Genomic DNA, 24,382 nt, shown 5'->3' on the forward strand with positions numbered 1-24,382 from the left:
TCCTACCGTCGCCGTTGCTTGGATTTCGCCGATTTGCCCGCAAATCCGCGGGGTAAGGCGCCGCTCCGGCCCGTGAACGTTCAAGGTGACACCGTGTCCACCCTCACCATTCTCGAATTTCCCGATCCGCGCCTGCGCACCGTCGCCGCGCCCGTCACCGAGTTCGACGCCGGACTGAAGCAGTTCGTCGCCGACATGTACGAGACCATGTACGCCGCCAATGGCGTCGGCCTCGCCGCGACCCAGGTCAACGTGCACAAGCGCGTGCTGGTGGCGGACATGAGCGACGACCGCAACGAGCCCATGGTGCTGATCAACCCGGAAATCCTCGAAAAGGACGGCCAGCAGGTCTACCAGGAAGGCTGCCTGTCGTTCCCCGGCATCTATGCCGATGTCACCCGCGCGCTCCATGTGAAGGTGAAGGCCCACGACGTCGATGGCAACGAGATCGTGGTCGAGGCGGAAGGCCCGCTGGCCGTCTGCATCCAGCACGAGATGGATCACCTCGCCGGCAAGGTGTTCGTCGACTACCTCTCGCCGCTGAAGCGCACCATGCTGCTGAAGCGGATGGAAAAGCAGCGCAAGGCCAGCGCCTGATCCATGACGGCCCGACCCTTGCGCGTGGTGTTCGCGGGAACGCCTGACTTCGCCGTTCCCTGTCTCGACGCCTGCCGCGCATCCGGTGCGGAGGTCGTCGCCGTTTACACGCAGCCCGACCGCCCGGCGGGTCGCGGGCGCAAGCTGGCGGCCAGCCCGGTCAAGGAAGCGGCCCTCGCCGCCGGTATTGCGGTGGAGCAGCCGGAATCGTTCAAGGCCGACGCCGATCGGGATCGCCTCGCCGCCTACGCGCCCGACCTCATGGTGGTGGTGGCGTACGGACTGATCCTTCCGCGCAAAGTGCTCGCCATCCCCACGCTCGGCTGCTGGAACGTCCACGCGTCGCTGCTGCCCCGCTGGCGCGGCGCCGCGCCGATCCAGCGCGCGATCCTCGCGGGCGACACCGAATCCGGCGTCGACCTGATGCAGATGGAAGCCGGCCTCGATACCGGCCCCGTGCTCGTCGAGCGGCGCACGCCGATCGCGGCCGACGACACCGGTGGCAGCCTGCACGACCGACTCTCGGCGCTCGGCGCCGACGCGCTGGGCGAAGGCCTGCGCCGCACGATGGCCGGCGAGACGCTGGTGCCGCGCGCCCAGCCGGACGACGGGGTCATGTATGCGCACAAGCTGGACAAGGCCGAGGCGAAACTCGACTTCGCCGAGCCCGCGATCGCGCTCGAGCGCAAGGTGCGCGCGTTCAATCCATGGCCCGTGGCCGAAGCCGATGTGGCCGGCGAGCGACTGCGCATCTGGTCCGCCCGCGCGGTCGAAGGCGTGACCGGTGTCGAGCCGGGGCGGGTCATCGCCGCGTCGCGGGACGGCATCGACATCGCGTGCGCGGAAGGCGCGATCCGGCTGCTCGTCGTGCAGCGTGCCGGCGGCCGCCAGATCGGCGTCGCCGATTTCCTCAACGCCCGCCCGGAGCTGAAGCAGGCCGCATCGTGAGTCGCGCGATATCCGTGCGCGCACTGGCCGCGGAGGCTCTCGCCGAGATCGCGCTCGCCGGGCATTCGCTCCGCGAGGTGGCCGATCGCGCGCTGCCGCGACTACCGGATTCGCGCGACCGCGCCCTGCTGACCGCGCTGCTCAACGAAGGGGCCCGCTGGTGGCCTCGCTTCGACGCGGCGCTCGATCGTCTGCTCGACAAACCGATCCGTCGCAACGAGCCCGTCATCCACGCCCTGTTGGTCACGGCCCTCGTGCAGCTCGAGGTGCTGGAGCTCCCCGCGTACGCATCGGTCGCCGCCACCGTCGAAGCGGTGCGCGAACTGCGTCGCCCACGGCTCGCCGGCCTCGCCAACGCGGTGCTGCGCCGCTGGCAGCGCGAACGCGACACCCACCTGGCCGCGCTCGACGCGACGCCGGCCACCCGCCACGCGCATCCCGCATGGCTCGCCGACGCGATCGCGGTCGACTGGCCCGACCGTGCCGACGCCGTGCTGGCCTCGGCGAACGTCGAGCCGCCGCTGATGCTCCGCGTCAACCGACGCCGTGCGCGCCGCGACGACGTCGCCACCGCGCTGCGCGAGGTCGGCCAGACAGTCACCCTGCACCCGTGGCTGGTCGATGGCCTGGTGTTGCCCCACAGCACCGACGTCACGCGGTTGCCGGGTTTTGCCGAAGGCTTTTTCGCCGTGCAGGACGGCGCCGCCCAGATACCTGCCGATCTTCTGGATCCGGCTGAGGGTCAACAGGTGCTCGATGCGTGCGCCGCGCCGGGCGGCAAGGCGTGCCACGTGCTGGAGCGCGCCGACGTCGCGCTGCTCGCGGTGGAGTCCGAAAGCCGGCGCGCACCGCGCATCCGGCAGAACATGGATCGGCTCGGCCTGGAGGCGCGGATCGTGGTGGGCGACGCCGGCGATCCCTCGGCATGGTGGGACGGTCGCCCCTTCGATCGCGTGATGATCGACGCACCCTGTTCCGCCACCGGCGTCATCCGCCGCCGGCCCGACGTTCGCCTGCATCGCCGCGCGGCGGATATCGACGCGCTCGTGGGGATGCAATCGCGCATCCTCGCGGCCTGCTGGTCGACGCTCGCGCCCGGTGGCCGGTTGCTCTACGTCACGTGCTCGTTGTTGCGCCGGGAGAACGAGGGCGTCGTCGGCGCCTTCCTCGAAAGTCGGCCCGATGCCACGGCCGTGCCGTTCACCCTGCCGGTCGGCCAGCCCGCCACGGTGGGCTGGCAGATCCTCCCCGGCGACGGCGACCTCGACGGCATGTATTACGCCTTGCTGGAGAAGTCGCGCAGCAGCGACGCGTAGACGGCGTCGGTCGCGTCCACGAAGCGCGCCATTCCGAAGTCGGCGACCGCATGGCGCCGGGCCGCTTCGCCCATGTCGGCCAACGCGCTCCGCTGCGCGAGAAGCCCTCGCAGCGCATCGGCGATGGCGTCACGGTCGCGCGCCTTCACCACCCAGCCGTCCTGGCCCGCCACGATGTTTTCCGGAAGCCCGGCGTAGTCGGTGACCAGCACCGGCTTGCCCATGGCCATCATTTCGCGGCAGGCGAACGAGATCGTCTCGACGTCCCACGACATCACGAAGCCGGCGTCCAGCGCGGCAACCATCGGCCGCACGTCGCCGAGGCGACCGGTGAAATGCACCTGCGACGCGATGCCGAGCGCCTCGACGCGGGCGAGATCGTCCTTCGCGGGCATGCCACCGGCAAGCACCACACGGAACCGCTCCCGGTCGGCGCCATCCAGCGTCGCGAGCGCTTCCAGCAGATCCATCCATCCCTTGTAGCGAGCGGTTCCGGCGTTGCTGCCGATCAGCAGCGGCTTCGTCGCGGCGTCCGGCGCGAGCCAGGCGGCGCGGGACGCCGGATCCGCCGACCGCGGCGCGAAATGGTCGATGTCGACGCCATTGAAGACGGTAGCCACACGACAACGGGCGTACGGCGACGCCATCACCTGCCGCCTGACGTACTCGCACACGGCGATCACCGCGTCGGTGCCGAAACGCGAACGCCACCAGTGGCCGGGGCCGGTCATCGGCTTGGAGTTGTGCTTGGTCAGGACGATCGGTGGCCGGGTCCCCGACGCCCGCCGGGCCGACATCGACAGCCGGTGGTCGGCCGAGCCGTTGACGTGCACGACGTCGAAGCGCTCACGGCGCATCGCATCGATCAGGTGGCGCCTGGCGCGCCGCCGCGCGGCCAGCCGCCGGAAGCCGTTGGGAAAGGGCTGGTCGATCACGGTGACACCGGCGATCGTGCCCGCCTCGCGGTGCAGCCGGCTGCCGGGGGGCGCGGCCACGAACACGGCGTGCCGGGGCGCCAGGCCGCGCGCCAGCCCGAGGATATACGTGGTATGACCGCCGCCATCGCCAGCGTGGAAATTGGTGAAGAGGAGCTTCATCGCGCGGAGCCGGTTCGGTGGAGAGGCGAAGCTGAATTTCCGCCCGCCCGACGCGGGGCTTAGGCGCGGCAGCGGCGGTCCGGTAAAGTACCATGCCCTCGCGCGCATACCCGCGACGCGGAATGAGTCGTGGGCCGCGACCGTCGTGCCCGTTCCGATCCAATCAAGGTGCCGAGTGCTCGACAAAACCAACCCGTGGCGGATGTGGATCGTTTCGCTGCTGATCGCGATCATGCCGCTGACGTTCGCCGTACCGGTCAAGGCCAAGTCGGTGCCGGCCGCCATCCTGCTCCTGATGGGCATCTGGATGCTGCTCAGCGATCCGGAGGCCCGACGCGCCTGGCGGCGCGCCCTCTGGGTCACCGGCCCCGCCGCGCTCGCCTTCCTCTTCTGGCTCGCCAACACGGCGTTGCACGGCATCGACTGGCGCGATTTCGACGTCATGTCGCACGTGCTCGCGTTCCTGCTGATCGCCGGCTCCTTCGCCGCCCCCCTGCGCACCGACGTGTTGCGACTCGGCTTCAGCGGATCGGCCGGCGTCCTCGGCGCCGTCTGCCTCGAGCAGCACTACGTCGAAGGCATCGACCGCGTCTACGGCATCAACAACGGGCAATGGGGTGCGATCGAGTTCGGCATGTTCATGCTGGTGCTGTCGCTGATCGCCATCGCCCAGGCATTGCGTACCGGCCTGCCTCGCTGGGAACGCATCGTCCACGTGATCTTCGCCCTGCTGGGGCTCTACGGCGCCATGCTCACGCAGAGCCGGGGCCCCTTGCTGGCCTTCGTGCCGGTGTTCGCGGCGGTCGTGCTGATCCAGTCGCGACGCAGCGGCCACTGGCGCCAGGGCCTGCTGATCCTCCTGCTCGGCGTCGGTGCGGCCATCGCCGCGGCCACGGCGTTGCATGGCGAGATGATCGAGCGCTTCGCCGCGGTCAAGGAAGAAGTGGCCACCTACAGCGACCAGGAAACGCAGGGTGCGGTGCGCGAACGGCTGGAAATGTGGCGCACGGCCGCCATGGCCATCGAGGCGCACCCGCTTACCGGCGTCGGCCTGAACCAGTTCGGCGACTATGCCCGGGCGCGTATCGCGGAGGGCGAGGTCAGCGCCACGGTCGAGCGCTACGATCATCCTCACAGCGAATACCTCGAATGGGCCGTGACCGGCGGCATCCCGGGCCTGTTGATCCTGCTGCTGCTCTTCGGCGGCGCCCTGGCCTTCTTTGGCCGGCACGCGCTCGACCCGGACAACGCCATCGCCATGCCCGCCTGCGCCGGTTTCAGCACCGTCTGCATGTACGCCCTCTGCGGCATGACGGACAACGTGTTCTACCGCGCCATGCCGCATTCGCTCTATTTCTTCCTGACCCTGGGCCTCGCCGTCTTTGTCGCGCGTATGCTTGCCACGCGCCCATCGCCGCCGGAGCCCTCCTGATCCATGGCATCGATCCATCTCATCGCGTGGGATAACGGCAGGGGCCTCACGCACGACAGCCGCCTGTTCGAAACGGCGCTGCGCGAGCTGGGCCACGAAGTCACCGTGAGTCGCACGCCCCGACGCGCGCACGGTCTGCCGTGGCGTGCATGGTGGGCGATACTCGCCATGCGCCTTCGCTGGCTGACGGGTCGCGGGCCCCGGCGCTACGACCTCGGCCTCACGATCGAGCACGTGCATCCCGCCTACCTGCGCATGTCGCGTCGCAACGCGTTCGTGCCGAACCCGGAATGGCTCAGCCGGCGCGACCGCCGCCACCTGCACCGGTTCGACGGCATCCTCTGCAAGACGGAAAGCGCGCGCGCGGCGTTCGACGCCGAAGGCCTGTCCACGGCGAAGATCGGCTTCGTCAGCACGGACTGCCGCCGCGAAGGCGTACCCCGCGACCGCGAGTTCCTGCACCTGGCCGGCGGCAGCCGGATGAAGGGCACCGAGCGCCTGCTCGCCGTATGGCGCCGGCATCCGGAGTGGCCCACGCTGCACCTCTACCAGTCGCCCCATGTCGCGGCAGACGACCGGCCGACGACGGCGCCGAACATCGACCATCGCATCACGTTCGTCGCCGACATCGAAGACGTCCGGCGCCTGCAGAACACGCACCGCTTCCACTTGTGCCTCTCGGAAGCCGAGGGCTGGGGCCACTACATCGTCGAGGCGATGAGCTGCGGCGCGGTGGTGCTCGCGACCGACGGCGCACCGATGAACGAGCTGGTGACGGACGAGCGCGGCATCCGCGTGGCGGCGCGCGAAAACGGCACGATGAACGCCGCGACGCTGTGGCAGTTCGACGAGGAAGCCCTCGAGGCCTGCGTCGAGCACGCGATGCGGATGTCCGACAGCGACGTGGAGGCGCTCGGGGGAGCGGCCCGTCGCTGGTACGAAACGAACCAGGACGGTTTCCCGGCGCGTCTGGGCCGGGCGATCGACGATCTGCTGCGCCCGCGCTGAACCGCCCGGTCACGGTCTCGACACGGCCGCGACGACACAGCCTGTACGACTGACGTCAGCCTTTCCCGGAATGCTGCGTTTAGAATTCATGAACCTTTAACGGTGACGCCGCCCTTGTCCAACAGCGCCTATACCCGATCGGAACACCTCCGCGCCCTCTGGCCGTGGCTGCCGTTGTGGGCGGCGATGGCCCTGCTCGCGATCTTCGCGCATGGCCCGATGCCCATGTTCTCGACCCGCACGCTCGCCGTGGCGTGGGAGATGTGGGCGCACGGTCACTGGCTGGTGCCGCACATCAACGGCGAGCCCTACAGCGAGAAGGTGCCGCTGCTTTTCTGGATGATCCACGCGGGTTGGGCGGTGTTCGGAGTCAGCGACATCTGGCCGCGGATCCTCGAGGTCATCGTCGGTGGCGTGCAGCTCGTGCTCGCCTCGGTGCTTGCCAGCCGACTGTTCCCGTCGCGTCCGTGGGTGGCCAAGGCGACGCCGTGGCTCTTCATGGCGCTGGCGTACTCGTTCCTGTTCGGCCTGCAGATCATGTACGAGGTGCTCCTCGGCGTCTGGGTGCTGGCCGCGCTGCTCTGCCTCACGCCCACCGCCACGCGTGCCTCGCCTCGCTGGTGGCTCTTCGGCCTGATGGTCGGTGCCGGCCTGCTCACGAAGGGTCCGGTGATGGCGGTACACGTGCTGTTCCCGCTCCTGCTCGGCCCGCTCTGGAACGACTGGGCGCGACAGAACAAGGCCCGCTGGTACGGCTTCGGCGTACTCGGCCTGCTGATCGGTTTCGCGCTCCTGATCGCGTGGGCCATCCCCGCCGGCGAGGCCGGCGGCGAGGCCTATCGCCAGCGACTCTTCTTCACCCAGACCGCCGGCCGCGTCGTCGACACGCACGCGCAGGACCTGCAGAACCATGCACGCCCGGCCTGGTACTACCTCGTCTTCCTGCCTGTGCTGCTCTTTCCGCTGAGCGGCTGGTTGCGCGGCATCGTGGCCGTGCCCACCACCCTGTTCCGCCGGCCCTGGCCGACGGGCACCGGCGTGTCGCTGATCGTCGCCGGCGTGGCGTTGCTGCTGTCGCTGGTGTCCGCGGCGGGTGGCGGATTCCCGGGCTGGCTCGACAAGGTGCTGGTGATCCTCGTCATCGTCCCCGTCTTCGTCGTGCTCATGCGGCAGCCGCTCGAACCGGGGCTGCGCTTCCTCGTCGCCTGGCTGCTGCCCACGCTGCTGACGTTCTCGCTGATCACCGGCAAACAGCTTTACTACGTGATGCCGGAACTCGCCGGTGCCACGATGCTGGTCGCCGCGTCGGTCGCCGATCTGCGCGAACGCCACAAGGGTCTCGCCACGCATTACGCGCTGGGCACGTGGCCGCTGTCGATCGGCGCGTTCCTGCTCGCGATCCTCCTGTTCGTGATGCCGTGGATCGTGCCCACCCGATTCCCCGACAACATCTGGCTGACGGGCGTCGCACCTTACGCGCGCTTCTTCGGCGTGATCTTCGTGGTGCTCGGCGCGCTGCTCCTCCTGCGCGGGCGTGGCGAGATGCGCCGACTGGCGTTCGCCGGCCTGATCGGCACGGTGGCGCTCAATGCGCTGTTCACCCTGGGGCTCTGGTATCGCTACGACCTGGTGCCGGCCTCGCTGTTCCTCGCGCAGGCCGACGCCGCGGGCCGGCCGATCGGCAACCTCGGCACCTCGTACAACGGCCAGTACCACTTCGCCGGACGGCTGATGCAGCCGATCGCCCGCATCAACGTCCTGCCCGGCATGGGCGCGCCGGCGGACGACGACGACGACGTGGTGCGCGACGGCGACAGCCTCAACGACTTCGCCCGCCACCATCCGGATGGAGTGATCGTCTCGTACGCGAAGCATCCGCCGGCCGACGCCTTCCGTTATGCACGGCTGATCCAGCCCTCGCGCACCGGCTGGCTGATGATTTGGGACGCGGCCACGCTCGACGCGCTGCAGGACGGCCGCGTGCCGCCCGAGCCGCGCCAGCCCACCCTGCTCTATCCGCAGGATTACTGGCGCACGCGGACGGCGGCTCGATGAGCGACTCGCTCGTCGAGCGCCTGCGTGCGCAGGTCGGCGGACCGCGCGACGGTGCGCTGTTGCGTTTTTCGCTCGGCAACGCCCTGCTCGGCGAAGGCACCTATGCCGAAGCGGCCCAGTGCTTCCGCGACGCGCTGGGCTTCGATGCCAGCTACTCCGCCGCGTGGAAGCTGCTGGGCAAGAGCCTGCTCGCCGTCGACGACGAAGCCGGCGCGGCCGCGGCGTGGACGTCGGGCATCGAGGCGGCCACCCGTCGCGGCGACGTGCAGGCCGCGAAGGAAATGACCGTCTTCCTCAACAGGCTTTCGCGCCCGCGTTAGGGTCCTTCACCTTGTAAGGATCCGGCCGGTCGTGCGCCGTGTAGCGCTTGTAGTGCCACTGGTACTGCGGGAACGCGCGCTCCACGCACTGCTCCACGCCCCGGTTGAGCGCGGTGCAGGCCACCTTGAGGTCGGCGCTGTCCACGCCCTCGGGCGCGGGAAGCACGTGGATACGGAACCCCGCGCCGTCCGGGAGGCGTTCCGCGAAGCTGAAGAGCACCGTCGCACCGGTGCGCGCCGCGAGCCGCGGCAACAACACCATCGTGAGCGCGTCCACGCCGAAGAACGGCGCAAATTCGCCCTCGCCCTCGCGCGGTTTCTGATCCGGAAGGATGCCCACCGTACCGCCCGCGCCCAGCCGCTTGAACAACGTGCGGACCCCGGCACCCTCGGCGCGTACCTGCTCGGGCGCCAGCTTGCCGCGCACCTTGCGCAGCAGGGCCTCGATGGCGTGGATGCGTGGCGGACGATAGAGGATCGCCATGGGCGTCTGGCTGCACAGCCAGTAGTTGAGGAGCTCCCAGCAGCCGAGGTGCGGCGCCGCGACGATCACGCCCTTGTCGGAGGCCAGCGCCTCGGTGAAGAGTTCGCCGCCGACGACCTCGCGCACCAGGCCCAGCGATTTCTCGGCCCCGCCGCCCCAGATCGCGGCGACCTCGGTGACCGACTTGCCCGACTCTTCCATGGTCTGCCGAAGCAGCGCGTTGCGCGACGCGTCGTCGAGCCCGGGCCGGGTAAGCCGCAGGTTCACCGCGCTGAACCGCGCGCTGCGCGAGTTCGAGCGAAGCGACCGGCGGCCGATCCAGGCGCCGACGGCGTGCACGGTCCGCAGGGGAAGCAGGCTGACCAGCCTGAGCAGCAGGTAGAGGAGGTAGATGTCCGGGCGCATTCGGCGAAGTGTAACGCTCCGTCGCCCCGGCGCATTAAGCTTGGCCGCCAGCCGCCGCTAAGGCTTCCATGATTGCTCTGATCCAGCGGGTCGAATCCGCGCGTGTCGAGGTCGACGAAGAAACGGTGGGTGCCATCGGCGCCGGCCTGCTCGCGCTCGTGGCCGTCGAGCCCGGCGATGGCGAGGCCCAGTGCCGGCGCATGGTCGAGCGCCTCCGCGGCTACCGCGTCTTCTCCGATGCCGACGGCAAGATGAACCTCGCCCTGTCCGACATGGGCGGCGGCCTCCTGCTGGTGAGCCAGTTCACGCTGGCCGCCGACACCCGCAAGGGCATGCGCCCCAGTTTCACCACCGCCGCGCCGCCCGACGAGGGCCGGCGCTGGTTCGACCGTCTGGTCGAGCTGGCACGGCAGGCGCAGCCGGGGGTGGAAACCGGCCGCTTCGGGGCCCATATGAAGGTTCATCTGATCAACGATGGCCCGGTCACCTTCCGTCTGGAGGTGCGCTGAGGCGTCCCTGCGGGGGCGATCCGCCCCTACCCTTCCCTCACCGGGCCTGCCCCGGAATCCGCCCGGACACGTCGTCTGGCGCGATTCTTGCGTCGCCCCGATGAGCCCGATCCACTTGAAAACTGGTCAAAAAATCATCAAATGACTATACTGATCGGTTCCTGTAACCCGCGGCGGTCGGCATGACTAATAAAGCTCACGAGCAACAGTCTGAAATCAAACAGCTCATCTCCAAGGGTCTGGAGCAGGGCTACCTGACCTACGCCGAAATCAACGACCACCTGCCCGACGACATCGTCGATCCGGAGCAGATCGAAGACATCATGGCGGTGCTCAAGGGCGTCGGCATCGAAGTCCACGATTCCGCACCCGACACCGACACGATCTCCGACGGCGCCGCGCCGGGTACCAGCAACGACGACGAGTCCGCGGCCGAAGAAGCCGTGGCGCTGCTGTCGGCCGTCGACGCCGAGGTGGGCCGCACCACCGATCCCGTCCGCATGTACATGCGTGAGATGGGTACCGTCGAGCTGCTCACCCGCGAAGGCGAAATCGCCATCGCCAAGCGCATCGAAGAAGGCCTGGGCCAGGTCCAGACCGCGCTCGCCAGCTTCCCGCTGACCATCCAGCTGCTGCTCGAGGAATACGACCAGCACGTGGAGGGCAAGCGCCGCCTGTCCGAAATTCTCGCCGGGTTCGCCGACCTCGAGGAAGCCGCGGACGCCGCGCAGGCCGAAGCCGATAACGCCGCCGTCGACACCGATGCCGTGGACGACGACGACGAGACCGAGGCCGCCGCCGAGGAAGAGGAAGCCGGCCCGACCGGTCCCGATCCGGAAGAAGTGAAGCGTCGCATGGAAGAACTGCGCTCGCTCCACCAGAAGTTCCAGAAGGCGGCGCCGAAGGCCGAGATCAACGACAAGAAGGTCGCCAAGATCCGCGAGCAGATGTCGGAAGCCTTCCTCAACCTGAAGCTTCCGTCGGCGCTGATCGACAGCTTCGTGCGCAAGCTGCGCGAAGTGGTGAACGACATCCGTCACCACGAGCGCGTGCTCATGGACATCTTCGTCAAGCACGTGAAGATGCCGCGCGCCGAGTTCCTGAAGAGCTTCCCGTCGAACGAAGGCAACCTCGAGTGGGCCGCCGAACTGTCGCGCAAGCGCCAGAAGTGGTCGCCGAACATCAAGAACTTCCGCGAGCAGATCGACGGCGAGCAGGAGAAGCTCGCGCAGATCGAGCGCACGCTCTACCTGCCGCTGACCGACATCAAGGAAATCAACCGCGCGATGTCCGTCGGCGAGGCCAAGGCCCGCCGCGCGAAGAAGGAAATGGTCGAGGCCAACCTGCGTCTCGTCATCTCCATCGCCAAGAAGTACACCAACCGCGGCCTGCAGTTCCTCGATCTCATCCAGGAAGGCAACATCGGCCTGATGAAGGCCGTGGACAAGTTCGAGTACCGCCGCGGCTACAAGTTCTCCACGTACGCGACGTGGTGGATCCGTCAGGCCATCACCCGCTCGATCGCCGATCAGGCCCGCACCATCCGTATTCCGGTGCACATGATCGAAACGATCAACAAGCTCAACCGCATCTCCCGCCAGATGCTCCAGCAGTTCGGCCGCGAGCCGACGCCGGAAGAACTGGCGAAGGAAATGGAGATGCCGGAAGACAAAATCCGCAAGGTCCTGAAGATCGCGAAGGAACCGATCTCCATGGAAACCCCGATCGGCGACGACGAAGATTCGCATCTTGGCGACTTCATCGAAGACACCAACGCCAGCTCGCCCATCGAGTCGGCGACCGAAACGGGTCTCATGGAAACCGTGCGCGACGTCCTCGCCGGCCTCACTCCGCGTGAAGCCAAGGTGCTGCGCATGCGCTTCGGCATCGACATGAACACGGATCACACGCTGGAGGAAGTCGGCAAGCAGTTCGACGTCACCCGCGAGCGCATCCGTCAGATCGAAGCCAAGGCCCTGCGCAAGCTGCGTCACCCGAGCCGCTCGGAAACGCTGCGCTCGTTCCTCGATATCGACTGATATCGGTGGGTAGGTGGTGATCTGAAAAACGCCCGCGCAAGCGGGCGTTTTTTTATGTTCGGGCTCGACGTTGCCATCACTGGCGCGGTGGTGCGAGCGAGCCGGGGTACGTCCCCACGGTGACCGAGGCGTCCTTGCAGATGTGCGCGTGTGCAACCATCGCGCAACCACCAACACCCCTCACCGTCATACCGGCGAACGCCGGTATCCACGGCGATGCAATCGGTTATCGCGACACGCTCCCGCCCCGACGGGAGCCAGCCCGCCGGCGACATCCGCAACACCACGCGAGACAAACGTTACTTTTTCTCTTCGATCCGCTCGATGGCCTGCCGAGTGAATACGCCGGCACGAAGGCCCATAGGGCGAAGCAACTTCGCGACCGTGTCGAGCGTCGGGCTCCGGACACCACGTTCGATGTCCTGCAATCCGCGTGCGGAGACGCCACAGAGTTTCGCGTACTCGGGAATCGTCAGACGCAGCGCGGTTCGAACGAGCCGGATGACCTCGGGGATGGTGCGACTGGGATGCGCGTCGATGTCGTCGAGCAAGGCACGCCTGGCCTCGATCTCTTCGCGCTTCGTCTGTGCGGCAAAACGCTTGTCCATCTCAGAGCACCCTCAGCTGCGCGATGACATCATCGATGGCGGCTCGCTGCATATCCATGACGGCGGCGTCGACACCGATCTCCAATGCACGTTTGCGCAGGGTCTGAAGTGGCTCGACCATCTTTCGCAAGGCATCGACCAGTAAGCCCTGATCGATGCCGCTCGCCGATGCCGCCTGAGCGGCGACGCTGGCCCAGCGCGGATACCCGCCGTCGTCGTCGTTCTCCCAGCGGGTAAGTCGCGGAATGCCGTCGGGGTGCAGCATCATGGGCACGAAGTCGAACAAGGGCGTGAGGCCGATGAATCCATCCTCGCGGCGCTGGATCGCGGTATTTCTCGCGTGGTTGTCCTTGTTGCCCAACACGACGTTGGCGACATCGCGGCGAAGGTATTCAGCGACGTCGCGCGAAGGATGCGTGCATACGGCGGCCAATCGTTCGCACACCGTGTTGTGCGTGAGCCGCAGGCCGAAGCCTGCAAGGCCGCAAAGGGAGGCGACGCTTTCCTGCGCATAACGGCGCACGTCATGACCGACGACCTCACGATCGAACCGGGGAATGAAGAGGGTACGTGCGGTGCCTCGCATCTCACCTTGCACGTGCAGGCCGAGATGTCGCGCGAGCGCCATGTACGGCGCCTCGAGCCGAAGGATCGTCGCCAGCGCCTCGTTGGAGCCGCGTGCGAACTTCACCAGCCAATGGCCCGCGGTGTCTTCGTCCGGCAACGCATGGTCGAGGTAGAAAAGCCCATCGCGCCCCTCGGCAAGCAGAATCTTCGGCCACTCGCCTTGCACACCCGAAGAACCGGCGACGAACAAGCCATGCGTCGCGAGGTATTCCGAGAAGACCTCGCCGCGATCGATCACCTCGCCTTCGGTGAATCCCCGCCGATCGGTCAGCGCGTGACCCCGCAGCCGCTCGGCGGCCTGACGCACGCGAATGTTGCCGATGGGGTTGCCCGCGCCGGCCATCAGGAGCTGCCAGTCCGCCGTGGCGGTGGCCGTCTCCGGCAGGCCAAGCTGACGCAGCAGCTCCTGCCGACCGTAGCCCTGAGGGAGCAGGTCCATGAGGAAGGGAGGCCAGGTGGCCGCCCGAAGTCCTTCAAAGGAAACGGGCACGTTGACACTCAACGCCGCCGCATCGACGCGCCCATCGTGCTCTACCACATAGAGGGTGCCGTACTGTGTCTCGGTCGCCGCAGACCACCCAAGCTCGACGGCGGACCGCAGTTCCACGGACGCCGCATCGACCCATTGGCCGGCGATGAAGACTTCGAGGTCGACTGGCGTGTCCATATGCACGCATTTGTATCACATATAGGCCGGCCGTCCAGCTTAGTTATGATAGTTGTGCGTGCATTCGTAGCATTCGGCCCCAACCTTGGATCGTCCGGGCACGAACGCGGTGCCCGACAGACACCCGCCGCCCCATTCGCTACACTTCCCGCCCGCACGCGGGCCTATAGCTCAACGGTTAGAGCAGGGGACTCATAATCCCTTGGTTCCAGGTTCGAATCCTGGTGGGCCCACCAATCGACTCAAGCCGCTTCCACGCATATGCGGGAAACCATAAAGTGGCCGCATTGGGCACATTAAAGTGGATGTACAAGCATATTCTGTCCGGACGTCAGAGTATGGCGCTTAACCGACCATAGTTATGTTGAGTTGACCAAATGTCGGCGCTGCGCGATCCAACATAAGTTGGGCCTAAGCAGACAAACTATCGCGGACGTCCGATAAGTTGGGGCGCGCGATGACCGACCCGGCTGCTGATCGGACGTTTCGCATCGATGGTAGAGGCAGAAGTTCGGCGCGGCGTTCCCCGATCATATGTTTCTCACAGCGACGACCTGGCCGCTCTGCGAGGTCGACTGAATGAAACAAGGCAGTTCTCCACGCTCGCCGCTAGGTCGCATGCCCTAGCCTGTAGCTATGCCGAATTTTCGATCGATATACCGCTGAACCAGGCGCTGAGGACTGCCTTGGGTTGGCTCTTCAAAATTGGTCGGTCTCTCCGCAACAAAAGGCGCCTCAGAGATTTGTCTCTGGTGTGTCCCACCGTCGCAACTCGCTGCCCAGCGCCGCGCAAAATCGAAGACCAGCGCTGTAACCTTAACCACTATTTTAACGATGAGCATCCGCGCCTATGCACGAGGCACCAACCTCAATATTCGTGCTTGCCATGGTGATGAACGTGTTCTTATGGGCGCATTTAGTTCTGGCCTTGGTAGTTCGCTTCGCTGTTCGCCATGACAAACGCGCGGTAGACGCCTTCTTTGCTTCTGAATCGCCCCGGGGACTTATCCTGCATCGGTCGTATTTTATGCAGGTGAAGCTGTTCTTCCCTTGGATATCAGTCCATGGCACGGACCGACATTCGATGACCCTCAGGACGTTGATCTGGGCAGCCAGGGTTGCCGGTTTGGGCCTGATCATCGCGTTCGTTCTTCTGATAGCCAACTTTATCTATCTCGCGTCTAGCGGGGCGTAAGCAATGCCAGGCGGTGACGATGTGCTGACCTGCCCTGCCCTCAGCAGCCGCACCAGTGATCGTTCTGAAAGTCCGTGGGTCAAGGTTCGAATGCATACGTTCGGAGCTTGTCCGGCGCATACCGAGCCCACCCGAAAACCGAACCAGGGAATGGAGAGGCCGGGCACCAAGGTGCTCGCGGGCACCTCACTATCCGTGCGAACAGGCGTCATCGCAAAACATGGCCATGGAGAACCTTGGCCTGGAGGAACAGATCACGAAAGCGCAGCACCTGACGTGGTTTCGTCTTGCGGACGCAATGACTTCTGGCACAGATAAACGCGACCCACATCCCCTTTCGCGCAACTCGCCACATCAACCCTAGCGAATTCTCCCAGATTGACTACTATCCCAAGATGCCGGAGTGGGCGGCGGGGGACAGCGTGTCCTTTCGAATAGCAGTCTAGACGTATCTTCGCCCGTCCGAGTCCTTACGCTTTCTGATACCCAGACGGAGATCGCAGCGCGCATGACCGACGAATCGAAGATCGATACCAAGCAAGCCACGCCCAATGCTGAGGCGAAGCCCGCCGCCCCGCAGGCTAGCGTCAGCCTGTCGCGCCGCAACTTCATCGCGGGCTCGGCGCTTGCCGCCACCGGCCTGCTGATCGTGCCCCGCCACGTCCTCGGCGGCGTAGGCCACGTGTCCCCCAGTGATCGCCTCAACATCGCCGGCATCGGCGTGGGTGGCATGGGCAAGAGCAACATGCGCGCGCTGGCGGGCGAAAACATCGTCGCGCTTTGCGACGTCGATTGGGGCTATACCGATCGCTCCTTCCAGAAGGCGTTCGCTGATATCGGCCCGTCGCAGGCGCGGCTCGACAAGATGCCGCCGGGCGCGAAGCGCCTCAAATTGCAGCAGGAAATCGAGCTGACCAAGCAGCTCTCCGTGCAGTACGCCAAGGCCAAGCGCTACACCGACTTCCGCCGGATGCTCGAAGAGCAGAAGGACATCGACGCGGTCGTCATCGCCACGCCCGATCACCTCCACGCCACGATCGCCAGCGCGGCGATGAGCCATGGCAAGCACGTGTACCTGCAGAAGCCGCTGACGTGGTCGATCCACGAGGCGCGCTTCCTGTCGAAGAAGGCCCTCGACAATCCCAAGCTCGTCACGCAGATGGGCAATCAGGGCCATTCCTCCGACGATGCCCGACTGGTGAACGATTACATCGCGGCCGGCGCCATCGGCGAAGTGCGCGAAGTGCATGCGTGGACGAATCGTCCGCTCGCGTATTGGCCGCAGGGCATTCCTCGCCCGGTCAAGGTACCTGCGCCGGGTCCGGCGGATTGGGACATGAATGCCGTGACGGCTCGCCTCGCGAACGCCATGGCGGGCAACTATCCGCTGCCGAAGGGTCTGGAGTGGGACCTGTTCCTGGGCCCCGGCCCGGTCGTCGATTACCACCCGGTCTATCACCCGTTCAACTGGCGTGGCTGGACGGATTGGGGCGTCGGTGCCATCGGCGACATGGGCGCGCATCTGCTCGATTCGCCGTTCTGGTCGTTGAACCTTGGTCTTCCGACGTCCATCGAGACCGTTTCGACGCCGTTCGATAAGGTGTCGTACCCCATGGCCACCGAAACGCATTTCGACTTCGCCGCGCGCGGCGACATGCCGCCGGTCAAGCTCACGTGGTACGACGGTGGACTCGTGCCGCCCGGGCTCGAAGCGCTCGGCGCAGGTCAGATGCCGGACGGCGGCACGCTCTACGTCGGTTCGAAGGGCAAGCTCGTGCATGAAACCTATGGCGAGAATCCGCGCCTGTTGCCGAAGTCGTTGCACGACTCGGTGGGAAAGCCGCCGCAGACGGTCGCACGCATCAAGACATCGCATGAAATGAACTGGGTGGATGCCTGCAAGGGCAAGGCCGAAGCGTCGTCGCCGTTCCCGTATGCCGCGAAGCTCACGGAAATCATGCTGCTGGGCGTCGTCGCCCTGCGGGCTGGCGGCCGGATCGAGTACGACGCGGCGAACATGCGCATCACCAACAAGCCCGACGCCAATCAGTTCCTGCAGCGCGACTACCGCAAGGGCTGGACGCTCTAAACGCTGTCGACACCTCGTGTCGCGGGTCCGGTGGACCCGCGCACGACCAGCTCGGCCGACAGCACGCGCTTGCGCGGCGGCACGTCCGGCTCGTTGAGTATCTCGATCAGCATCGTCATGGCTTCGCGACCCAGCGCGTTCTTCGGCTGGGACACGGTCGTCAGCGGTGGCGAGGTGTAGCGCGAGTAACGGATGTCGTCGAAGCCGACCACCGAGACGTCTTCGGGAATGCGCAACCCGCGCGAGATCAGCGCGCGCATCGCACCGATGGCCATTTCGTCGTTGGAACAGAAGAGCGCGCTGAAGGACCGTCCCTGCGACAGGAACAGCTCCACCGCGCGCTCGCCCGCTTCGATGGAGAAGTCCCCGACCGCGGTCAGCGCGGGGTCGGCGGCGATGCCGGCGCGCTGCAACGCGAGGTGGTAGCCCTGCTCGCGATCGACGCAGATGGGGCTCGACGCGGGTCCGGCGACGAAGGCGATGTCGCGGTGGCCCAGCGTCACGAGATAATCCACGGCGGCCGCGGCCGCCGCGACGTTGTCGACGTAGACACTGGAGATGGCGCTGTCCTTGACGTACTCGCAGGCGTTGACCAGCGGCAGACGTCCATCGATCGGGATAGGCGGCACGCGGTGGAACATCGTGATGATGCCGTCCGCCTGGCGCGCCGCGACCATGTCGGCATACGCCTGTTCGCGCACGAGATTGCTCTGCGTCTCACCCAGGAGCACGGAATAGCCATTCTCGTAGGCGACGTGCTCGATGCCGCGGATCACTTCCGAGAAGAACGGGTTGGTGATGTCGGGAAGCAATGCCACGATCAGCCGCGTGCGCGCGGTGCGCAGATTGCGCGCCATCGCATTGGGCGTGTAGCCAAGACGCTTCACGACCGCGTGGATGCGCTCGCGCGTTTCCTCGCTCACGAGCTCGGGCCGCTGCAAGGCGCGCGACACGGTGGCAACGGAGACGTTGGCGATCGCGGCGATTTCCTTCACCGTACGCACGCGTGTGGGCTGCGGCGCAACATCGGTATGTTGCACCTTCTCTCCCTGCCCGTTTCGCTTCGAATCCCCAGCACTCACGCCCGTTCCATCCCTCTCTGATTCCGCCGCGCCCTGATCGATACCTGCCGAGGACACCTTCAATGCTGCACTGCAATGTAATGGATTACATAAAACCGTTGCAGGCCTCTTCACCCATCTGATACATATCTTGGCATGTCTAGGGCGCGTTACCCGCAAGTCGCCTGGGGAAAACAACGAACGCCACGCAGGAGACGGACCTCCGGTCCCGACCCCACGCGGATGTAATCGAATACATTTTCGGCGGCATCGAGTCCGTCGGGGGAAAACATGGCAAGCCAGTCGATCTCGACAAGCGCCAGGAAGAAAGTCCGATGACGCTCGGCATGGGACTCGTCGGCCCCGGCTTCATCGCCGCGCATCATCTCGATGCCGTGCGTCGTCTGGGCAACGTCGAGGTAATCGGCATCGCCGGCTCCAGCCTCGAATCCACGAAGAAACGGGCGCGCGAGCTGAACGCCGGCCGGGCCTATGCGGGATACCGCGAACTGCTGGCCGACCCCGCCGTGCACGTGGTGCACAACACCACGCCCAATCATCTGCACCGCGAAGTCTCCCTGGCGGCGCTGCGCGCCGGCAAGCACGTGATTTCCGACAAGCCCCTCGCGGCGACGATGGAGGAATCGCGCGAGCTCTACGAAGCCGCGCGCGACGCGAACCTCGCGCACGTCGTCACGTTCAACTACCGTGGCTATCCGCTCGTGCAGCAGGCGCGCGCGATGATCGCCAAGGGAAAGATCGGCAAGAGCGTGTTCGTGCATGGCTGCTACCTGCAGGACTGGCTCACCGACGAGCGCGCGTACACCTGGCGCCTGGATCCCAAGCTGGGCGGTGCGAGCTCGGCGCTCGGCGACATCGGCTCGCACTGGTGCGACCTGGCCGAGCACGTGACGGGCGCACGCATCGTCGAAGTCCTCGCCGACCTGCATACCGTCGTCGCCGAACGCGAGGTTCCCGATACCGCGGCTAAGGCCTTCGCGGGCAAGGCGAAGGCGCCCGGCAAGAAACGCAGGATCACCAGCGAAGACGTGGCCAGCGTGCTGCTTCGTTTCGACAACGGGGCGCGTGGCTGCGTCACGGTCGGTCAGGTGCTTCCGGGCCACAAGAACGATCTGCGCCTCGAGGTCAACGGACGCGAAGGGTCGATCGCGTGGCGCCAGGAACAGCCCAACGAACTGTGGCTCGGCCATCACGCCAAAGCGAACACGGTCCTCACGCGCGATCCCGCGCTCATGGATCCGACCGCACGAGGCTACGCCCACCTGCCCGCGGGTCACCCCGAAGCCTGGGCGGATGCGTTCCGCAACATCATCGCCGACGCCTATGCGTGGATCCGTCGCGATGCCCGCGCGGACGCGAAGCCGATCGCGCTGCCCACGTTCGCCGACGGCTACCGCAACAGCCTTCTGGTCGACGCGATGCTCAGGAGCCATGCCGCCGGTGGCGTGTGGCAACCGGTCACAGACCCTCTCGAAACCAAACGCACAACGAGGAAACGCGGATGAAATGGCGCCTTAGAGTCATGATGCTGTTCGAGTTCGCGATCTGGGGCGCGTGGTACGTCACGGTCGGCACCTGGCTCGGCAAGACGCTGCATTTCACCGGCACGGAAATCGGTGCCGTCGCGGGTACCACCGCCGTCGGCGCGATCATCTCGCCGCTGTTCGTGGGCCTGCTCGCCGATCGCCTGTTCGACACGCGCAAGGTGCTCGCCGCGTTGCACGTCCTCGGCGCCGTGCTGCTCGTGGTCGCCGCGCAGCAGACCTCTTTCGCGCTGGTCTACGCCGCCCTGCTCGCCTACAGCCTCTGTTACATGCCGACGCTGGCGCTGACCGCCGCGCTGGCCATGCGCCACATCTCGAATCCCGAGCAGGAATTCGGTGCCATCCGCGTCTTCGGCACCATCGGCTGGATCGTGATGGGCCTGATCGTGGGCGCCTGGGGCGTGGAAGCCACAGCGTCGCCGCTGCTGCTGGCCGCGGGCCTGTCGGTCGTGATGGCGGGTTATTGCTTCACGCTCCCCGCCACGCCGCCCCTCGCGCGCAACACGCGCTTCGAGTTGAAGCACGCACTGCCGCTCGAGTCGATCCACCTGCTCCGCGATCGTTCGATGGCCGTGTTTGCGCTGGCATCGTTCCTGATCTGCATCCCGCTCCAGTTCTACTACGCCTTCACCAACCTCTTCCTCAACGAGGTCGGCGTGGTCAACGCCGCCGGCAAGATGACCGGCGGGCAGATGTCCGAACTGTTCTGCATGCTGCTCATCCCCTGGTTCTTCCGCCGCCTCGGCGTGAAGTGGATGCTTGCCGTCGGCATGCTGGCATGGGTGATCCGTTACACGATGTTCGCCTACGGCGACGCCGGCAGCATGATGTGGATGCTCTGGCTCGGCATCATCCTCCACGGCATCTGCTTCGACTTCTTCTTCGTCGTGGGCCAGATCTACATCGACCGCGAGGCGCCGCCGGCGCTGCGCGCGGCGACCCAGGGCCTCATCACCTTCCTGACGTACGGCCTCGGCATGTTCGTCGGCTCGTGGTTGTCCGGCGCCGTGGTGCAGGCCTATACGAAGGGCGAGTCGGCACACGACTGGACATCGATCTGGCTGATCGCCGGCGGATTCGCCGCGTTCGTCTTCGTACTGTTCGTCGTGATGTTCAAGGACCGCAAGTCGGTGGCCACCGCGCCCGCCGCTCGCGCCAACTGATTCCAGGGAGAACGATTCATGCTGTCTCGCAGGCAATTCCTCGCGCGCTCCGCCATGGCGGGCGCCGTCCTCGGCCTTGGCATCGGCACACCCGCGAAGCTCCTCGCCGCCGCGTCGAAGAACAAGACCATGGGCATCCAGCTCTACATGGTGCTCGACGCCTACCAGAAAGACCCCGTCGGCACGCTCAAGACGCTGAAGTCGATCGGTTACGCGGAGATCGAGGCCATCGTCACCACCACGGCCGAAACGCTGCGCGACCAGCTGAAGGAGGCCGGTCTCGCCTGCCCCAGCATGCACTTCGACAGCCTCGGCTTCGACAAGGGTATCGGCGCCGCGCACACGCTTGGCGCGACGTTCATCGTCAGCAGCATGCTGCCGGCGATCATGCACAAGGAAAAGGGCGCGACGGGCGACATCACCTATACGCTCGACGACGCCAAGCGGACGGCCGAATACGCCAACCGGCTCGCGGAAAGGGCGAAAAAGGCGGGATTACAATACGCCTATCATAACCACCATGCGGAATTCACCGATGTCGGCGGCGGCAAGACCTATTTCGACGTCCTGCTCGCGGAAACCGATCCGAAACTCGTGCAGTTCGAACTCGACTGCGGCTGGGTGCACGCGGGTGGCAAGAATCCTGCCGATTACTTCACGGCGAACAAGGGCCGTATTCCGCTGATGCACGCGAAGGATTTCCTGCCGGGTAACGCCAAGGACTATCCGGGAGCCGAACTCGGCCGCGGCACGCTGGACTACAAACCGATCATGGCGGCCGCCGATGCCTCCGGCCTGAAGCATTGCTTCGTCGAACAGGAAGGCCCGTTCGCCCGTATGAGCTCCCTCGACGCCGCCCGCGTCGACTACGACTACCTGCGCCCGCTGCGCTGAGGAACACGCATGGAAAAGAACACATACGACGCCATCGTCGTCGGTACCGGCATCAGTGGTGGCTGGGCCGCCAAGGAGCTGACGGAGAAGGGCCTGAAGACGCTCGTGCTCGATCGTGGCCCGATGGTGAAGCATGGCGACTACCCGACCGCGATGAAGAATCCGTGGGAGCTGCCCTACGGCGACGAACCGACGCAGGCGGACATCGCGCGCTGGCCGAAGCACACGCGTCCTTCGTTCTACGGCATCACCCAGTCCACCAAGCACTGGTTCGCCGACGACATCGACAATCCGTACGAAGAAACCAAGCCGTTCGACTGGTTCCGTGGCTATCACGTCGGCGGTCGCTCGCTGATGTGGGGACGCCAGAGCTATCGCCTCAGCCCGATGGATTTCGAAGCCAACGGCAAGGAGGGCGTGGGCGTCGACTGGCCGATCCGCTATGAAGATCTCGCCCCGTGGTACGACAAGGTCGAACACTTCATCGGCGTCAGCGGTAACGCCGATCACCTGGCGCAGCTGCCGGACGGCGACTTCCTGCCGCCCATGGACCTGAACTGCGTCGAGAAGGATTTCCAGAGCAAGCTCGACGGCAAGTTCAACCGCAAGCTGATCATCGGCCGCACCGCCAACCTGTCCGCCCCCCTCAAGCACGACCAGAGCCCGCAGCGCGGTACGTGCCAGTACCGCAACCTGTGCATGCGCGGCTGTCCGTACGGCGGCTACTTCAGCAGCAACTCGTCGACGCTGCCGTCGGCCGAGCGCACGGGCAACATGACGATGGTGACCAACGCCATCGTGTACGAACTGATCTACGACAACGACAAGGGCAAGGCCACCGGTGTGCGCGTGCTCGACGCCGAGACCGGCCACCAGACCGAGTACTTCGCCAAGGTCATCTTCATGTGCGCGTCGACCTTCGGCACCGCGCAGATCCTGCTCAACTCGACCTCGACCCGCTTCCCGAACGGCTTCGGCAACGACAGTGGCGAACTCGGCCACAACATCATGGACCACCTGTTCGGCACCGGCGCGCGCGCCATGGTCGACGGCCATGAGGACCGCTACTACTCCGGTCGCCGCCCGAACGGCTTCTACATCCCGCGCTACCGCAACGTCGGCACCGACAAGCAGAAGTACCTGCGTGGCTTCGGCTTCCAGGGCGGCGCGGGTCGCCAGGACTGGACGCGCCTCGTGCAGGAACAGCTGCTGGGTGCCGATCTGAAGCAGGCCGCGGAGGCGCCGGGTCCCTGGTACGTGTCGATGATGGGCTTCGGCGAGATGCTGCCGTCGCACAAGAACTTCGTGACGCTCGATCGCAACCACAAGGACAAGTACGGTCTGCCCATCCTCAACTTCGACGCGGCGCATCAGGAAAACGAACTGATGATGAGCAAGGCGATCATCGAGGACGCCGTGGAGATGCTCACCGCTGCCGGCTACCGCGACGTCGGCTCGTTCAGCATGAAGGCCAACGTCGGCGCCGGCATCCATGAAATGGGCACGGCGCGCATGGGTCGCGATCCGAAGACCTCGGTGCTCAACGGCTGGAACCAGATGCACGCCTGCAAGAACGTCTACGTGACCGACGGCTCGGCGATGGCGTCGTCCGGCTGCCAGAATCCGTCCCTCACCTACATGGCGCTGACCGCTCGCGCGGCCAACCACGCCGTGGAAGAACTCAAGCGCGGCAACGTCTGAGGATCACGCCCATGAATCGTCGCGAATGGTTGAAAAACATGTCCGTGCTGGCCGTCGGTGCCATCGCGGGCCCGTCGTTGCTGGCCGTGTTCGACGCGCATGCCGCGTCGCAGAAGCCCGGTACGAAGCCTCAGTTCCTCAATCCGGCGCAGTACACGCTCGTCGGCGCCGTGGCGGACATCATGATTCCGCGTACCGACACCCCGGGTGCCGTCGACGCGGGCGTGCCGCTCTTCATCGACCAGATGTTCTTCGCTGCGTACACCAAGGAAGAGCAGACGCGTTACGTCACCGCGATGGCGGCGTTCGACAAGGCGGGGGGCAAGCCCTTCCTCCAGCTCGACGAAGCCCAGCGCAAGGCGCTGGTCACGAAGCTGCACACCGAAGCGCTCGCCGCGCCGAAGGGCACCACGCCGGCACCCGCCGCCGACTTCGTGATGATGAGCAAGAAGCTCACGATGATGGGCTTCTTCCTTTCCCAGCCGGGCTGCACGCAGGTGCTTCAGTACGCCCCGGTTCCTGGCGCATGGCACGGCGACATCCCGCTGAAGGACGCCGGTAACGGCAAGGCCTGGGCCGTCGAGACGTCGCTGAAGATCTGA

At 66.1% G+C, this 24,382-nt stretch carries 20 protein-coding genes and 1 tRNA gene; 16 read left to right on the top strand and 5 right to left on the bottom strand.

Features of this window, described 5'->3' with window-relative positions; genetic code table 11:
• The first annotated feature begins 93 nt into the window (after positions 1-93).
• The 3 genes from def to rsmB are packed head-to-tail and all read left to right on the top strand — an operon-like array spanning position 94 to position 2,861.
• A complete protein-coding gene (gene def / locus BMX32_RS06185) occupies positions 94-597 on the top strand; it encodes a peptide deformylase (RefSeq protein ID WP_089975687.1) in 504 nt (167 codons plus the stop codon).
• Positions 598-600: 3 nt separating this feature from the next.
• Positions 601-1,545: a methionyl-tRNA formyltransferase gene (fmt, locus tag BMX32_RS06190; RefSeq protein WP_089975690.1), complete on the top strand. Its 945-nt coding sequence runs from the start codon at positions 601-603 to the stop codon at positions 1,543-1,545.
• The gene (gene rsmB / locus BMX32_RS06195; RefSeq protein WP_211664173.1) at positions 1,542-2,861 is read left to right on the top strand and encodes a 16S rRNA (cytosine(967)-C(5))-methyltransferase RsmB; all 1,320 of its coding nucleotides are present in this window, start codon (positions 1,542-1,544) and stop codon (positions 2,859-2,861) included. Before fmt ends, rsmB begins: the two co-directional genes overlap by 4 nt.
• On the opposite strand, the gene BMX32_RS06200 is transcribed toward rsmB, so the two are convergent.
• Positions 2,822-4,243 carry a glycosyltransferase gene (locus BMX32_RS06200; RefSeq protein WP_244511430.1) on the bottom strand — a complete coding sequence of 474 codons (1,422 nt, stop codon included), beginning with the start codon at positions 4,241-4,243 and terminating at the stop codon, positions 2,822-2,824. The genes rsmB and BMX32_RS06200 overlap by 40 nt on opposite strands.
• Between BMX32_RS06200 and BMX32_RS06205 the strand changes: the two genes are divergently transcribed.
• The 4 genes from BMX32_RS06205 to BMX32_RS06220 all read left to right on the top strand — a co-directional run bounded on the left by BMX32_RS06205 (position 4,191) and on the right by BMX32_RS06220 (position 8,773).
• On the top strand, positions 4,191-5,390 hold the full coding sequence (locus tag BMX32_RS06205; protein WP_170843572.1) for an O-antigen ligase family protein: 1,200 nt from the start codon (positions 4,191-4,193) through the stop codon (positions 5,388-5,390). The genes BMX32_RS06200 and BMX32_RS06205 overlap by 53 nt on opposite strands.
• A gap of 3 nt (positions 5,391-5,393) precedes the next feature.
• Entirely contained in the window at positions 5,394-6,398 is a 1,005-nt protein-coding gene (locus BMX32_RS06210) for a glycosyltransferase (protein WP_089975699.1), read from the top strand.
• A gap of 114 nt (positions 6,399-6,512) precedes the next feature.
• A complete protein-coding gene (locus tag BMX32_RS06215; protein WP_089975702.1) occupies positions 6,513-8,453 on the top strand; it encodes an ArnT family glycosyltransferase in 1,941 nt (646 codons plus the stop codon).
• Positions 8,450-8,773, top strand: a complete 324-nt coding sequence (locus BMX32_RS06220) for a hypothetical protein (RefSeq protein WP_089975705.1) — start codon at positions 8,450-8,452, stop codon at positions 8,771-8,773. Before BMX32_RS06215 ends, BMX32_RS06220 begins: the two co-directional genes overlap by 4 nt.
• Here the strand turns inward: BMX32_RS06220 and BMX32_RS06225 are convergent.
• A complete protein-coding gene (locus BMX32_RS06225; protein ID WP_089975707.1) occupies positions 8,748-9,662 on the bottom strand; it encodes an LpxL/LpxP family acyltransferase in 915 nt (304 codons plus the stop codon). The genes BMX32_RS06220 and BMX32_RS06225 overlap by 26 nt on opposite strands.
• 68 nt (positions 9,663-9,730) lie before the next feature.
• On the opposite strand from BMX32_RS06225, the gene dtd reads away from it, so the two are divergent.
• Entirely contained in the window at positions 9,731-10,171 is a 441-nt protein-coding gene (gene dtd, locus BMX32_RS06230) for a D-aminoacyl-tRNA deacylase (RefSeq protein ID WP_089975710.1), read from the top strand.
• Between the two features lie 182 nt (positions 10,172-10,353).
• Entirely contained in the window at positions 10,354-12,210 is a 1,857-nt protein-coding gene (gene rpoD, locus BMX32_RS06235; protein WP_029213904.1) for an RNA polymerase sigma factor RpoD, read from the top strand.
• A 299-nt stretch (positions 12,211-12,509) separates the two neighbouring features.
• Here the strand turns inward: rpoD and BMX32_RS06240 are convergent, their stop codons facing one another.
• Both BMX32_RS06240 and BMX32_RS06245 read right to left on the bottom strand, forming a co-directional pair.
• Positions 12,510-12,818 (bottom strand): helix-turn-helix domain-containing protein, encoded by a 309-nt coding sequence (locus BMX32_RS06240; RefSeq protein ID WP_089975713.1) that lies wholly within the window; start codon positions 12,816-12,818, stop codon positions 12,510-12,512.
• Position 12,819: 1 nt separating this feature from the next.
• The gene (locus BMX32_RS06245; protein WP_211664174.1) at positions 12,820-14,052 is read right to left on the bottom strand and encodes a type II toxin-antitoxin system HipA family toxin; all 1,233 of its coding nucleotides are present in this window, start codon (positions 14,050-14,052) and stop codon (positions 12,820-12,822) included.
• 220 nt (positions 14,053-14,272) lie between these two features.
• Between BMX32_RS06245 and BMX32_RS06250 the strand changes: the two genes are divergently transcribed.
• Both BMX32_RS06250 and BMX32_RS18615 read left to right on the top strand, forming a co-directional pair.
• Positions 14,273-14,348 (top strand) — tRNA-Ile (locus tag BMX32_RS06250).
• Between the two features lie 1,467 nt (positions 14,349-15,815).
• Positions 15,816-17,396, top strand: coding sequence for a Gfo/Idh/MocA family protein (locus tag BMX32_RS18615; RefSeq protein ID WP_089975725.1), 1,581 nt, complete (start codon positions 15,816-15,818; stop codon positions 17,394-17,396).
• On the opposite strand, the gene BMX32_RS06270 is transcribed toward BMX32_RS18615, so the two are convergent.
• On the bottom strand, positions 17,393-18,436 hold the full coding sequence (locus BMX32_RS06270; RefSeq protein ID WP_244511431.1) for a LacI family DNA-binding transcriptional regulator: 1,044 nt from the start codon (positions 18,434-18,436) through the stop codon (positions 17,393-17,395). The two genes, BMX32_RS18615 and BMX32_RS06270, sit on opposite strands and share 4 nt — an antisense overlap.
• A 356-nt stretch (positions 18,437-18,792) precedes the next feature.
• On the opposite strand from BMX32_RS06270, the gene BMX32_RS06275 reads away from it, so the two are divergent.
• Genes BMX32_RS06275 through BMX32_RS06295 form a run of 5 tightly spaced genes read left to right on the top strand, consistent with a single transcriptional unit; the run spans position 18,793 to position 24,382 of the window.
• Complete coding sequence (locus BMX32_RS06275; RefSeq protein ID WP_244511432.1) at positions 18,793-19,983, top strand: Gfo/Idh/MocA family protein; 1,191 nt, start codon at positions 18,793-18,795, stop codon at positions 19,981-19,983.
• A complete protein-coding gene (locus tag BMX32_RS06280; protein ID WP_089975731.1) occupies positions 19,980-21,185 on the top strand; it encodes a nucleoside permease in 1,206 nt (401 codons plus the stop codon). Before BMX32_RS06275 ends, BMX32_RS06280 begins: the two co-directional genes overlap by 4 nt.
• An 18-nt stretch (positions 21,186-21,203) precedes the next feature.
• Positions 21,204-22,079: a sugar phosphate isomerase/epimerase family protein gene (locus tag BMX32_RS06285; RefSeq protein ID WP_089975733.1), complete on the top strand. Its 876-nt coding sequence runs from the start codon at positions 21,204-21,206 to the stop codon at positions 22,077-22,079.
• A 9-nt stretch (positions 22,080-22,088) separates the two neighbouring features.
• Positions 22,089-23,780: a GMC oxidoreductase gene (locus BMX32_RS06290; protein ID WP_089975736.1), complete on the top strand. Its 1,692-nt coding sequence runs from the start codon at positions 22,089-22,091 to the stop codon at positions 23,778-23,780.
• A gap of 11 nt (positions 23,781-23,791) precedes the next feature.
• The gene (locus BMX32_RS06295) at positions 23,792-24,382 is read left to right on the top strand and encodes a gluconate 2-dehydrogenase subunit 3 family protein (RefSeq protein WP_029213631.1); all 591 of its coding nucleotides are present in this window, start codon (positions 23,792-23,794) and stop codon (positions 24,380-24,382) included.

Origin of the sequence: Luteibacter sp. UNCMF331Sha3.1 (assembly GCF_900109915.1) — a bacterium.
Classification (GTDB): domain Bacteria; phylum Pseudomonadota; class Gammaproteobacteria; order Xanthomonadales; family Rhodanobacteraceae; genus Luteibacter.

Excerpts from the sequence above, each read along its gene's own strand:
- BMX32_RS06295 (WP_029213631.1), top strand. The coding sequence starts at position 23,792 with ATGAATCGTCGCGAATGGTTGAAAAACATGTCCGTGCTGGCCGTCGGT.
- BMX32_RS06210 (WP_089975699.1), top strand. The coding sequence starts at position 5,394 with ATGGCATCGATCCATCTCATCGCGTGGGATAACGGCAGGGGCCTCACG.
- BMX32_RS06285 (WP_089975733.1), top strand. The coding sequence starts at position 21,204 with ATGCTGTCTCGCAGGCAATTCCTCGCGCGCTCCGCCATGGCGGGCGCC.
- BMX32_RS18615 (WP_089975725.1), top strand. The coding sequence starts at position 15,816 with ATGACCGACGAATCGAAGATCGATACCAAGCAAGCCACGCCCAATGCT.
- BMX32_RS06200 (WP_244511430.1), bottom strand. The coding sequence starts at position 4,243 with ATGGCGGCCGGCACCGACTTGGCCTTGACCGGTACGGCGAACGTCAGC.
- BMX32_RS06280 (WP_089975731.1), top strand. The coding sequence starts at position 19,980 with ATGAAATGGCGCCTTAGAGTCATGATGCTGTTCGAGTTCGCGATCTGG.
- BMX32_RS06225 (WP_089975707.1), bottom strand. The coding sequence starts at position 9,662 with ATGCGCCCGGACATCTACCTCCTCTACCTGCTGCTCAGGCTGGTCAGC.
- dtd (WP_089975710.1), top strand. The coding sequence starts at position 9,731 with ATGATTGCTCTGATCCAGCGGGTCGAATCCGCGCGTGTCGAGGTCGAC.
- BMX32_RS06290 (WP_089975736.1), top strand. The coding sequence starts at position 22,089 with ATGGAAAAGAACACATACGACGCCATCGTCGTCGGTACCGGCATCAGT.
- BMX32_RS06220 (WP_089975705.1), top strand. The coding sequence starts at position 8,450 with ATGAGCGACTCGCTCGTCGAGCGCCTGCGTGCGCAGGTCGGCGGACCG.
- BMX32_RS06240 (WP_089975713.1), bottom strand. The coding sequence starts at position 12,818 with ATGGACAAGCGTTTTGCCGCACAGACGAAGCGCGAAGAGATCGAGGCC.
- rpoD (WP_029213904.1), top strand. The coding sequence starts at position 10,354 with ATGACTAATAAAGCTCACGAGCAACAGTCTGAAATCAAACAGCTCATC.
- BMX32_RS06205 (WP_170843572.1), top strand. The coding sequence starts at position 4,191 with ATGCCGCTGACGTTCGCCGTACCGGTCAAGGCCAAGTCGGTGCCGGCC.
- fmt (WP_089975690.1), top strand. The coding sequence starts at position 601 with ATGACGGCCCGACCCTTGCGCGTGGTGTTCGCGGGAACGCCTGACTTC.
- BMX32_RS06275 (WP_244511432.1), top strand. The coding sequence starts at position 18,793 with ATGACGCTCGGCATGGGACTCGTCGGCCCCGGCTTCATCGCCGCGCAT.